Origin of the sequence: Staphylococcus sp. HMSC057A08 (genome assembly GCF_001812925.1) — a bacterium.
GTDB classification, from domain to species: Bacteria; Bacillota; Bacilli; order Staphylococcales; family Staphylococcaceae; genus Staphylococcus; species Staphylococcus hominis.
In genome coordinates, this window is sequence record NZ_KV810857.1 from 26,756 (window position 1) to 39,599 (window position 12,844).

The 12,844-nt window shown below is 30.9% G+C and carries 13 protein-coding genes; 11 read left to right on the forward strand and 2 right to left on the reverse strand.

The genetic code is table 11. The annotated features are described in order from the left end of the window. The 9 genes from HMPREF2881_RS07365 to HMPREF2881_RS07405 all read left to right on the forward strand — a co-directional run bounded on the left by HMPREF2881_RS07365 (position 1) and on the right by HMPREF2881_RS07405 (position 8,971). On the forward strand, positions 1-2,403 hold the full coding sequence (locus tag HMPREF2881_RS07365) for a DUF4040 family protein (RefSeq protein WP_002488586.1): 2,403 nt from the start codon (positions 1-3) through the stop codon (positions 2,401-2,403). After that, entirely contained in the window at positions 2,390-2,815 is a 426-nt protein-coding gene (mnhB2, locus tag HMPREF2881_RS07370; protein WP_002455676.1) for a Na+/H+ antiporter Mnh2 subunit B, read from the forward strand. The genes HMPREF2881_RS07365 and mnhB2 overlap by 14 nt, the downstream gene beginning before the upstream one ends. Then, complete coding sequence (gene mnhC2 / locus HMPREF2881_RS07375) at positions 2,812-3,159, forward strand: Na+/H+ antiporter Mnh2 subunit C (RefSeq protein WP_002448875.1); 348 nt, start codon at positions 2,812-2,814, stop codon at positions 3,157-3,159. Before mnhB2 ends, mnhC2 begins: the two co-directional genes overlap by 4 nt. Beyond that, positions 3,149-4,648 (forward strand): Na+/H+ antiporter Mnh2 subunit D, encoded by a 1,500-nt coding sequence (mnhD2, locus tag HMPREF2881_RS07380; protein WP_002488594.1) that lies wholly within the window; start codon positions 3,149-3,151, stop codon positions 4,646-4,648. The genes mnhC2 and mnhD2 overlap by 11 nt, the downstream gene beginning before the upstream one ends. After that, a complete protein-coding gene (mnhE2, locus tag HMPREF2881_RS07385; protein WP_002449146.1) occupies positions 4,645-5,127 on the forward strand; it encodes a Na+/H+ antiporter Mnh2 subunit E in 483 nt (160 codons plus the stop codon). The genes mnhD2 and mnhE2 overlap by 4 nt, the downstream gene beginning before the upstream one ends. After that, positions 5,124-5,426 carry a Na+/H+ antiporter Mnh2 subunit F gene (mnhF2, locus tag HMPREF2881_RS07390; RefSeq protein WP_002449139.1) on the forward strand — a complete coding sequence of 101 codons (303 nt, stop codon included), beginning with the start codon at positions 5,124-5,126 and terminating at the stop codon, positions 5,424-5,426. Before mnhE2 ends, mnhF2 begins: the two co-directional genes overlap by 4 nt. Next, positions 5,401-5,901, forward strand: a complete 501-nt coding sequence (locus HMPREF2881_RS07395; RefSeq protein ID WP_002488566.1) for a Na+/H+ antiporter subunit G — start codon at positions 5,401-5,403, stop codon at positions 5,899-5,901. The genes mnhF2 and HMPREF2881_RS07395 overlap by 26 nt, the downstream gene beginning before the upstream one ends. Before the next feature lie 192 nt (positions 5,902-6,093). After that, complete coding sequence (locus tag HMPREF2881_RS07400) at positions 6,094-8,133, forward strand: cation:proton antiporter (RefSeq protein ID WP_002449154.1); 2,040 nt, start codon at positions 6,094-6,096, stop codon at positions 8,131-8,133. A gap of 190 nt (positions 8,134-8,323) precedes the next feature. Next, the gene (locus tag HMPREF2881_RS07405) at positions 8,324-8,971 is read left to right on the forward strand and encodes a metal-dependent transcriptional regulator (protein ID WP_002449140.1); all 648 of its coding nucleotides are present in this window, start codon (positions 8,324-8,326) and stop codon (positions 8,969-8,971) included. A gap of 41 nt (positions 8,972-9,012) precedes the next feature. On the opposite strand, the gene HMPREF2881_RS07410 is transcribed toward HMPREF2881_RS07405, so the two are convergent. Continuing rightward, positions 9,013-9,756, reverse strand: a complete 744-nt coding sequence (locus HMPREF2881_RS07410) for a M50 family metallopeptidase (protein WP_002488574.1) — start codon at positions 9,754-9,756, stop codon at positions 9,013-9,015. Positions 9,757-9,934: 178 nt separating this feature from the next. Between HMPREF2881_RS07410 and tarA the strand changes: the two genes are divergently transcribed. After that, the gene (gene tarA, locus HMPREF2881_RS07415; protein WP_070653681.1) at positions 9,935-10,693 is read left to right on the forward strand and encodes an N-acetylglucosaminyldiphosphoundecaprenol N-acetyl-beta-D-mannosaminyltransferase TarA; all 759 of its coding nucleotides are present in this window, start codon (positions 9,935-9,937) and stop codon (positions 10,691-10,693) included. Between the two features lie 47 nt (positions 10,694-10,740). Here tarA and tagH read toward each other — a convergent pair whose 3' ends face one another. After that, positions 10,741-11,535, reverse strand: a complete 795-nt coding sequence (gene tagH / locus HMPREF2881_RS07420) for a teichoic acids export ABC transporter ATP-binding subunit TagH (RefSeq protein WP_002449138.1) — start codon at positions 11,533-11,535, stop codon at positions 10,741-10,743. Between the two features lie 314 nt (positions 11,536-11,849). Here tagH and HMPREF2881_RS07425 point away from each other — a divergent pair, with 314 nt between their 5' ends. After that, on the forward strand, positions 11,850-12,662 hold the full coding sequence (locus tag HMPREF2881_RS07425; RefSeq protein ID WP_002449143.1) for an ABC transporter permease: 813 nt from the start codon (positions 11,850-11,852) through the stop codon (positions 12,660-12,662). The last annotated feature ends 182 nt before the right edge of the window (positions 12,663-12,844 follow it).

Genomic DNA, 12,844 nt, shown 5'->3' on the forward strand with positions numbered 1-12,844 from the left:
ATGAGTTTAATTTATTTACTAGGGGCACTTTTACTAATCATAGGTATGGTTCTAATCACTTTATTTATTAGACCTCTAAGACGCTATGCAGGATATATTTCCCTATTCGCTCCAGTGATTGCTTCTGTTTACTTCTTATCTCAAATTCCTAATGTACTTCATCAGAAAGTGATTTCTTTTAAAATAGCTTGGATGCCAGCCATTGATTTGAATTTAGATTTAAGACTAGATGGACTTGGATTAATGTTTGCTTTAATTATTTCTATTATAGGGATAGCTGTTTTCTTTTACGCTACTCAATATTTAACACCTAATGGTGATAACTTACCTAGATTCTTCATATACTTACTTTTATTTATGTTTAGTATGTTAGGTATAGTAATATCTAATAATACCATCCTTATGTATATCTTCTGGGAACTCACAAGTGTTTCATCTTTCTTACTTATTTCGTATTGGTATAGTAATGCAAATAGTCAGCTAGGTGCAATACAGTCGTTTATGATTACGGTATTTGGCGGCTTAACATTATTAACAGGTTTTATTATGTTGTACATAATGACAGGTACGAATACAATTACTGAAATTTTATCGCAAGGTCATCATATTAGCGAGCATCCTTTATTTATTCCAATGATCATTATGATGCTTATTGGAGCTTTCACAAAATCAGCTCAATTTCCATTTCATATTTGGTTACCTAAAGCTATGGCTGCCCCAACCCCTGTAAGTGCCTATCTACATTCAGCAACAATGGTTAAAGCAGGTATATTTTTACTTTTTAGATTCACACCTGTATTAGGCTTAAGTAATAGTTATATTTATATTGTTACTTTTGTAGGATTAATCACAATGATGTTTGGATCTCTTACAGCTTTAAGACAATACGATTTGAAAGGAATTCTTGCCTATTCTACAGTTAGTCAACTTGGGATGATTATGACAATGGTCGGTTTAGGTGGAGGTATTGCGCAGCATCCAAGCGGACCAATGGCTAAAATTTACACATTAATTTTATTTGCAGGCTTGTTCCATGTCATGAATCATGCATTATTTAAATGTACGTTATTTATGGGCGTAGGTATTATTGATCATGAAGCGGGCACAAGAGATATTAGAAAATTAAATGGCATGAGAAAATTCTTTCCTAAAATGCATTTGAGTATGACGCTTGCTGCATTATCAATGGCAGGAGTACCATTTTTAAATGGTTTTTTAAGTAAAGAAATGTTTTTTGATTCTTTAGTTAAATCTATTGAATTAGAGCAATTTAGTTTAACTTTAACCATCATAATTGTGGCATTAGGCGTGATTGCAAGTATATTCACGTTTGTCTATGCAGTTTACATGCTAAAAGAAACATATTGGGGAGAATTTAATGAAAAAGAAGTTCCTAAAAAGCATATTCATGAGCCATGGTTGTTCAGTTTACCAGCAATGATCTTTGCTGTGATGCTACCTGTTATCTTCTTTATCCCAAATACCTTTACGCATCCGATTGTTTTACCTGCATTAAGAAATGTCACAAACTTAGGTATCCAAGTCGATAAGATGGCACCACATGTATCCCAGTGGCATGGCATTAATTTACCACTTATTTTTAGTATCATTGTTATTATTTTAGGAATTATTTTAGCAACAAAAGTAAATTGGAAAGTGTTAACGCATCGCTTAATCAAAACAGCGTCTATTACAAATTCCTATCGTAAAGCTTATAGTGTATTTGAACATTATGCTGGCTGTAGTATTCGTGGTGTAATGACGAACCGATTAAACTACTATAATGTGATTACACTTTTAGTGTTTTCACTATTTGTAGCGTATGGCTTTTTAAGAGTAGGGTTTCCGAAACTACATCTAATGCATGTTACTGACTTTGGATCTTTAGAAGTACTGCTTGCTATTTCAATCAGTGTTGTTGGTATAGCACTTGTCTTTATAAGACAACGTTTAACGATGGTAATATTAAATGGAATTATTGGCTATTCAGTTGCATTATTTTATTTGATCATGAGAGCACCTGATTTAGCTTTAACACAACTTGTAGTAGAGACGATGACTACAATATTATTCATTGTTAGTTTTTCACGCTTACCCAATATTTCACGTAAGAAAGCAGATAAGAAAAAAGAAATGATGAAAATTGTTGTAGCATTCATTTTTGCAGGCGCAGTGGTAACCCTTGTGTTTATGGCACAACAAGGTGATGGTTTAGAAACAATTTCTAAATATTATATGAATGCAAAAGAACTCACAGGTGGTAAAAATATTGTGAATGCCATTTTAGGTGATTTTAGAGCACTTGATACTATGTTTGAAGGTTTAGTATTAATTATTGCTGGTTTAGGTATTTATACATTATTAAATTACAAAGATCGGAGGGGTCAAGATGAAAGAAAATGACGTAGTCTTAAAAACAGTAACTAAAATTGTTGTATTCATTTTACTTACTTTTGGTTTTTACATTTATTTAGCAGGTCATAATAATCCAGGAGGAGGATTTATTGGTGGTCTCGTCTTTAGCTCAGCTTTTATCTTGATGTTTTTAGCTTTCGATGTAAAAAAAGTATTGGATAGTTTACCTATCGACTTTAGAAAATTAATGATTATTGGAGCACTTATTTCTTTAATCACAGCAATTGCGCCTACCTTTTTTGGCAAATCATTTTTATATCAAAGTGAATTTACACTTCATTTACCAATATTTAATGAAATGCATATTACTACAGTGACGATTTTCGAATTAGGCATAGTACTTTCAGTAGTGGGTGTGATTGTCACAATTATGTTGGCATTGAGTGGGGGTAAATCATGAATCTTATTTTATTACTTATCATAGGATTTCTCGTATTCTTAGCGACATACATGATATTATCTTTAAATTTAATTCGTATTATTGTAGGGATTTCGATTTATACGCATGCTGGTAATTTGATTATTATGAGTATGGGTCATTATAGTGACCACGTAACAGAACCGCTTATTCGTGGTTCAAATACCAACTATGTCGATCCATTATTGCAAGCACTTGTTTTAACTGCAATTGTTATTGGATTTGGTATGACAGCTTTCTTACTTGTATTAGTTTATCGAACATATCGTGTTACAAAAGAATCAGAAATTGATGTGCTTAGGGAGGATGAAGATGATGAACAGTAACTTATTAATCCTTCCGATTCTCTTACCACTTCTTTGTGCATTATTACTTGTATTTACGAAGAATAAAAATAGAGTTTCGAAGATTTTATATATTGGAACAATGACGGTTAATACGCTTATTTCGCTAGCTTTATTGATTTATGTGATGAATCATAAACCAATCACTTTAGATTTTGGTGGTTGGAAAGCACCTTTTGGTATTCAATTTTTAGGTGATACTTTAAGTTTACTCATGGTAACAGTCGCTTCTTTTGTAGTGACTTTAATTATGGCGTATGGATTTGGACCTGCTGAAGAACGTGTGAATCGCTATTATTTACCAACATTTATTTTATTTTTAACTACCGGTGTGATTGGTGCTTTTTTAACTTCTGATTTATTTAACCTCTATGTGATGTTCGAAATTATGTTGCTTGCATCATTTGTGCTTGTAACATTAGGACAATCAATAGAACAATTAAGAGCAGCCATTGTCTATGTTGTTTTAAATATTATTGGTTCTTGGTTATTTTTATTAGGTATTGGCTTACTTTACAAATTAGTAGGGACATTAAACTTTTCTCAAGTTGCATTACGCTTAGATGATATTCACAATAATGAAATGGTAGTGGTCATTGCAATTGTATTTATGATTGCATTTGGCTCAAAAGCATCGTTAGTTTTATTTATGTGGTTACCTAAAGCTTATGCAGTATTAAATACTGAGCTCGCAGCTTTATTTGCAGCTTTAATGACGAAAGTGGGAGCATATGCTTTAATTCGTTTCTTTACTTTATTATTTGATCAACATCCAAATATTACACACCCCATACTTGTATTTATGTCTTGTATTACGATGATTATTGGTGCTTTTGGAGTCATTGCATTTAAAGACATAAAGAAAATTGCAGCATATCAAGTTATTTTATCAATTGGTTTTATTATTTTAGGCTTAGGATCAAATACATTTGCTGGAATTCATGGTGCTATTTTTTATCTAACAAATGATATTGTAGTAAAGACATTATTATTCTTTATTATTGGTAGTTTAGTTTATATGTCTGGTTATAGAGAATATAAGTATTTATATGGTTTGGCAAAGAGAGAGCCTTTCTTTGGCGTAGCATTTATCGTTATGATTTTCGCGATTGGCGGAGTTCCTCCATTTAGTGGGTTCCCTGGTAAAGTGCTTATTTTTCAAGGTGCGGTTCAAAATGGTAATTATATTGGATTAGCGCTCATGATTTTAACAAGTCTTTTAGCAATGTATAGTCTATTTAGAATACTATTTATTATGTACTTTGGAGATGCAGATGGCGAGCAAGTTGATTACAACCCATTGCCTGTTCATCGAAAATGTATGATTGGCATACTAACTGTAGTTGTACTAGTTATGGGTCTTGCGGCACCAATTGTTATGAATGTTACTAAAAATGCAACAGAGTTAAATACAAATGATGTTTACTTCCATCACTTAGTTAATCCACATTTAAAGGAGGAGAATAAATGAGACAAATTGTATTGAATATCTTAATTGCTTTTCTATGGGTACTCTTTCAAGACCAAGGTTCTTTTTTATTCTCTACCTTTGTATCTGGCTATCTTATAGGATTAATTATCATTTATATACTTCATCGATTCTTTGGTCAAGAATTTTATTTAGTAAAAATATGGGTAGCTATTAAGTTTTTAGCCATATATTTGTATCAGTTAATTACTTCAAGTCTTAGTATCATTAAATATATTTTATTTAAAACAAAAGATATGAATCCTGGTCTTCTCACATATGAAACAGAGTTAAAAAGTGATTGGGCCATTACATTTTTAACCATTTTAATTATTATTACGCCTGGATCGACAGTGATTAGAATTTCAAAATTAACCAATAAATTTTTTATTCATAGTATAGACATTTCTGAAAATGAAAAAGCTAATTTGTTAAAAAGTATTAAACAATATGAACGTTTAATTATGGAGGTGTCACGATGATCCAAGCGATGACTAACTTTTTTAGTACAGGAGCTTTAATATTATTTGGTATTGCATTTATTATTGGATTGTTTCGTTTGATTAAAGGTCCTACAACAGCAGACAGAGTCGTAGCATTTGATGCAGCCAGTGCTGTAATTATGTGCATTGTTGGGGTGGTTAGCGTGATTTATGGTACTGATGCGTATTTAGATTCAATTATGTTAATTGCGATTATTTCATTTGTAAGCTCTGTATCTATTTCTAGATTTATTGGAGGAGGTCGGGTATTCAATGGAACTCATAAAAAGCGTCACTGAGTTGATTGCGTCTATCCTTATTTTTCTAGGAAGTATTATTGCAGTGATTAGTGCAATAGGCATTGTAAAATTTCAAGATGTTTTTTTACGTAGTCATGCTTCCACGAAAAGTTCAACGCTTTCTGTATTACTTACTTTAATCGGGGTATTAATATACTTTACAACGGTGCAAGGTTTCTTTAGTGTTCGTTTATTATTATCCATTGTCTTTATTAATTTAACGTCTGCTGTTGGTATGCACCTTGTTGCTAGAGCAGCTTATCGAACTGGAGCATATATGTATAGAAAAGATGATGCACCAAGACAATCTTCCATTTTATTAAGTTCAAAAGAATTTAATACAAGGGAGGAGTTAAAAAATCGTGCTAAAAAAAGAGAAGAACAACGAGAAAAACTGTATTATGATATTAAAAACCATAGAGCTGAAGAAAGAAAACAACAAGGTGATAAAAATATTGAAGATTTAGAAGAATAATTGTAAATCTTAATAATTTTTAAATGAATTATTTTGAAAGTGCAAGTTAGTTAATCTGAATATAGTTTAATGATAAAATTGATATTGATTGAGAGCATAAAAACGGTAGATAATAACTATATACGTTTAGAATACATAAGATGACAATGTATCTTATATCTCAAATTAAATATGAAATAATGGGGTGAAAGTTTGGAAATATTTGAAACGATTCTCATATTTCTAGCTGTTGTTATTGTAAGCTCCTTTGTTCATACTTTTATTCCTAAAGTACCTCTTGCATTTATTCAAATCATATTAGGAATGATCCTCTTTATATTGCCTGTACCAGTTGAATTCAATTTTGATTCTGAACTCTTTATGCTAGCGACCATTGCACCTTTATTATTTGTTGAAGGTGTTAATGTATCTAGGGTACATTTACGAAGATATATTAAGCCTGTCATGTTAATGGCATTAGGTTTAGTAATTACTACCGTCATAGGTGTAGGGTTATTTATTCACTTAGTATGGCCAGATTTACCAATTGGTGCAGCGTTTGCGATTGCCGCAATTCTCTGTCCTACCGATGCTCCGGCAGTGCAAGCTATTACTCAAGGTAAAGTATTACCAAAAGGTGCAATGACGATTTTAGAAGGTGAGTCTTTATTAAATGATGCTGCAGGTATCATTTCATTTAAAATAGCAGTAGGGATACTTGTTACTGGCGCTTTCTCATTATTTGAAGCGATTCAACAATTCTTAATTGCTTCAATAGGAGGGGCCATTGTAGGATTGTTCATCGGTATATTACTTGTTCGATTCCGTCTAACGTTAACACGACGTGGTATTGAAAATATTAATATGTTTGTATTTCTTCAATTGTTAACACCATTTGTAACCTATCTTGTGGCAGAATTATTCCATGCTTCAGGTATCATTGCTGCTGTAGTGGCCGGACTTGTTCATGGTTTTGAACGTGACCGTATTGCTCAAACACGTACACGCCTTCAACTAAGTTATAACCATACGTGGAATATTTTAGGCTATGCACTAAATGGTTTTGTATTCTCGATACTTGGTTTCTTAGTGCCGGAAGTCATTGTAAAAATTATTAAAAGTGAACCACATAACTTACTTTTCTTAATAGGAATTACTTTATTAGTAGCATTGGCTGTATATGTATTTAGATTTATTTGGGTTTATGTACTATATCCTTTATTTTATCTATCAGTCAGTCCATTCCAAAAATTAATGAATGATGAGGGGACAAATACGAAAGAGAAACCACCTAAACGAAGTATGTATGCGTTAATTATGACATTTTGTGGTGTTCATGGAACAATTTCACTTGCCATCGCATTAACGTTACCTTACTATTTACAAAATCATGAAGCCTTTAAGTATCGTAATGATTTACTTTTTATTTCTTCAGGAATGGTTATCTTAAGCTTGGTCATTGCACAAATCATTTTACCTTTTGTTACGAAAAATGCACCTCAACCTAAAATAGGAAGTATGAATTTTAAAGAAGCAAGAATTTATATTTTAGAACACGTGATTGATTATTTAAACAAACATTCCTCCTTTGAAACAAGCTATCGATATGGAAATGTTATTAAAGAATATCATGATAAATTAACTTTCCTAAAATCAGTAGAAAAAGATGACGAGAATTCAAAAGAGCTTGAACGTTTACAACGCATTGCTTTTAACGTAGAAACAAAAACACTTGAAAAATTAGCAGATGAAGGCGAAATTACGGAAAGCATGCTAGAAAACTATATGCGTTTTGCTGAACGTACACAAGTTTATAGACAAGCTTCACTCATTCGTCGTATTATTGTTGGAATTAGAGGATTACTTTTGAAACGTCATATTCGTACACGTACAAATGCAGCTTCATCATTAAGTGTTACTGAAAACTTAATGGAACTTTCTAAAATCAATAAAAGAGTCCATTATAATGTTGTAAGCCGACTTGTGGAGGAGGCAAATGAAGACAATAAATTAGAAGTGGGTATGATATGTGATGGATATTTAATGAGAATAGACAACTTATCACCATCTAACTTCTTTAACACACGTTCTGAAGATTCAATTACTAAAATTAAGTTGAATGCTTTAAGAGAGCAACGTCGTATTTTAACTGAACTTATTAGTGATGAAGAGATTACAGAAGCGACAGCTTTAAAATTACGTGAGGCAATTAACTATGATGAAATGGTTATTGTAGACAGTTTAACTGACTAATTTAATAATTCAATAATGATTAATACTAAACCTAAGACAACTCGCTATGTCTTAGGTTTTTTTAAGTATAAATGGAAGGTTTAACATTGAAATTTAAGATATATTCCTCTTATTGTAAGATAATATAAGACAATCACATTACGCAACCATTCGTGATACAATAAGATGAAACTGTTTATGAGGTGAAATCATGTTAACTGAAGAAAAAGAGGATTATCTCAAAGCAATTCTAACTAATGGTGGTGATAGCGCTTTCGTTTCAAATAAAATATTATCTCAATATTTAGATATAAAACCACCTTCTGTAAGTGAAATGGTAAGTCGTTTAGAAAAAGCTGGATTTGTTGAAACTAAACATTATAAAGGGGTAAAACTCTCTAAAGAAGGTCTCTCTCATACACTCGATATTATAAAAAGACATCGTTTATTAGAACAATTTTTAATTGAAGTATTAAATTATAATTGGGAAGAAGTACATCAAGAAGCGGAAATTTTAGAGCATAAAATTTCTGACTTATTTTTAGAAAGGATAGATAAACTGTTAAATTATCCTGAAACTTGTCCGCATGGAGGAGTTATTCCAAGAAATTATATTTATAAAGAAAAGTATAATGACTCATTACTTGAATATGATGAAGGAGACATAGTAAACATTAAACGTGTTCGCGATAGAACGGATTTACTTGTTTATCTATCCAGTAAGCACATTTCAATTGGAGATAACATTGAAATAGTATCCAAAGATAAAACCAACAAAGTCATGATTATAAATAATGATACAACTATGACGATTCTAAGTTATGATAATGCAATGAATATATTTGTAGAGAAAAATTAAACAAACGGTCGTCTATTCAATTTGAATATGATGAGCCGTTTTTAAATCATAAATTTGTATATTAAATATAAAGAGAAACCGTTAATCATAATCCAAAATAGACTATAAAATAATGTTGGTAAATGTGTCAATTCAGCTAAAGTATTACCATCCCAATGTGTTTTTACTCTTTGGAAAGTCAATAATATAATTGTCCAACTAGATTGCAAAACTTCTCCTAATAGGACACCTAAGATAAGATGGCATAGGAGGACTACGATATAAAAAATCATAAATTGATTATTGCCTTGCAATAAAAAATACAATAATGAAATTAAAATGATTAAAACGATAATGGGAGACAATTTTCGAGATGTTAAAATAAGGTAATACATAAATATCAAACTATATAAGATTAAAAATAAGCTTGGATAGTTAAAATGAATGGTCCAAAAACCTATCATTAACATGATTGGTGGCATGACATATCCACCTAATGTCGTAATACATTGTCCAGTAACTGATTTAGATTGTGTTATTGCATAGCCTTGTTGTAACGTTTCTTTACGTTCACTAGGGTGTACAACAATGACAAGATCTTTAGCATGCCCCCCACTTAACTTATTAAATAGAATATGACCCATTTCATGAGTCAGTACTGGAATATAATTTAAATAAATATCTAAATATTGACTAAAAGAACAATGTCGATTTTGATGAATAATGATATAAGATATTGCTATAATAATGACTAAATAAATATTTAAGATAACAGTCGTAGTTAAAAATTGTTGCAAATAATCCATAATCAACCTCACGTTAATAGTGTGACTTCTATTATAAATCATTAAGATAAACTGGTCCTTTAGACTTTAGACGTATTTTTGAATACAATGGCAAAAATAATATATGATGAATAAGTTGAGGTTATTATAAATTCATTACAACATATAAAGAGAGTAAGAAAGCAAGGAGTTAACGTAAATGTATAGTTCAAAAAAGAAAAAAAACGATAAAGTAGATATATTAGGCGTACAATTCGATAATGTGACAATGTTGGATATGGTTGAAAATATTAAACATTTTTTTGAAAATAATACAAATGATAACTTGTTTATTGTAACTGCTAATCCTGAAATCGTAGTGTATGCTTCTGAACATGTAACCTATCGAAAGCTTATAAATAGTGCAAGTTATATCATTGCGGATGGTACAGGTGTAGTTAAAGCTTCTAATAGATTAAAACAACCATTAAAGCGACGTGTACCAGGTATTGAACTTATGGAAGAATGTATTAAAATTGCAAACGAGCAAAGTCAAAAGGTATATTTGTTAGGATCAAAAAATGAAATTGTTGCGCAAGCACAACACAAATTACAACAGAAATATCCTAATGTTACTTTTGAGTATCATCATGGGTATATTGACCTGTCAGATGAAACTGTAGTGAAAAGAATTCAACGTTTCAATCCTGACTATTTGTTTGTTGGAATGGGTGTTCCAAAACAAGAAGAATGGATTCAAAAAAATGAAAGTAATTTTAAGCATACAGTAATGATGGGCGTAGGTGGCTCATTAGAAGTGTTTAGTGGTACTAAAAAAAGAGCGCCTCGTCTTTTTAGAAATTTAAATATGGAATGGGTCTACCGATTACTTATTGATTGGAAGCGAATAGGTCGTATAAAAAGTATTCCTAAATTTATGTTTAAAGTTTGGAAATTGCAGAATAAGAAGAAAAAATAAAAGAGGATGAGACTTAAGCCTATGAATCACTTAGGTCTCTACCTCTTTTACTTTACAACAAAACGTTTTTCATCAAGTTGTTGTCTAAATGCTTTTTGATCTTTTTTAGATTTTTTCTTAAAATCTTTTAAAAATTGCTCATATTTAGGTAACACTGTATCTAATTCACCAAATTCTTTTAGCTTTCCACCTTCAATCCAAGCGATTTTAGTACAGAATTCACGCACTTGTCTGATATTATGACTTACAAAGAAAATCGTTTTATTTGCTTCTTTAAACTCATATATTTTATCTAAACATTTTTGAGTAAATGTTTGATCGCCAACAGATAGTGCTTCATCGATAACTAAAATGTCAGGATTAATAGTTACATTGATAGAGAAACCGAGTTTCGCACGCATACCGCTTGAATAGTTTTTAACAGGTTGATAAATGAATTCGCCAAGCTCACTAAATTCAATAACTTGAGGCATAAGTCTTTTAATTTCTTTCTTTTTAAACCCCATACAAAGCATTTTAAATTCAATATTTTCAATGCCCGTCAGTTTCCCATTTAAACCGGCATTAATGGCGATGACACTTACTTCACCATGACGATCTATATTTCCAGAACTTGGAGATAATGAACCACCAATCATATTGCTTAACGTGGATTTTCCTGAACCATTTATACCTACTAAACCAATCACATCACCTTCATAAGCAGTAATAGACACATCATTTAAAGCAAAGAAGGTTTTGTTTTTATTTTTAGGAATTAACGCATCTTTGATACGTTCTTTATTATTGCGATATATTCGATATTCTTTTGTCACATGATTTATGTTAACAGATACGCTCATGATTTTTCCTTTCTTATGATTTATTATATAGATTATAATACATCACTCAATAGTTGTTAAATTTATTAACCTAGTGTAAAGTGTATATGAGATTTTGTATCTTTTTTGTAAACAATATATTAATTTTACTTTCTTTTCTGAGTTAAGTCTATCCTAATAAAATTTTCGACTAATGTGTTGCGTAAATATATAATGGATTTATATGAATCATTTTAAACGTTGATTTAGAAATTTTATAATAAAACGATTTTAATCAGTAGTTAAAGAAATTAAAAGCCATTATGAATTTACAATTGAAAGTGTGGTTTAATTCAATGTCGGCAGTAGGAACTGTTTTTAAAGAACATATAAAAAACTTTTATTTAGTGCAACGACTTGCACAATTTCAAATTAAAATAACAAATACAAATAATTACTTAGGTATGGCTTGGGAATTACTTAACCCAGCACTTCAAATTATGGTGTATTGGTTTGTCTTTGGTATGGGGATTCGTAGTAATCAACCAATACATGGCATTCCATTTATTTTATGGTTACTAGTAGGAATTAGCATGTGGTTCTTTGTTAACCAAGGTATTCTTGAAGGTACGAAATCAGTATCTATGAAATTTAACCAAGTAGCGAAAATGAATTTCCCTTTATCAATTATTCCAACTTATATCGTAACAAGTAAATTTTATGGCCATATTGGCTTATTAGCACTTATTATTGCAATTTGTATGGGAAATGGCATTATGCCGTCTATCCATATTGTACAATTGTTAATTTACGTACCACTAACATTTTTCTTTGTGGCTTCTGTAGCACTTTTTACATCAACACTTGGAATCATTGTTCGTGATACACAGATGATTATGCAAGCATTACTAAGAATTTTATTCTATATGTCTCCTATTTTATGGATACCAAAAGATACTGGAATTAGTAGCGTAATTAATGACATTATGAAATTTAACCCTGTATACTTTTTAGCTGAGTCTTATCGCGCAGCAATTTTATTCCATCAATGGTACTTTATTGAACATTGGAGATTACTTCTTTATAATATTGTGATTATTATAGTATTCTTTGTATTAGGGTCTATATTACATCGTAGATATCGAGATCATTTTGCAGATTTTTTATAAAACGTGTGCTAGATAAATCAATACTTACATTTATTAGTAGAGAGCCTGAAATGTATTAGATTGCATTTCAAGCTCTTTAGCATATATATCATAAATAAATATAAAATATAGACGATGTCGATAGAGATGTATGTGAAAATGATAAGGAGTAGAGACAAAATCAATGTATTTCTGTCCTACTC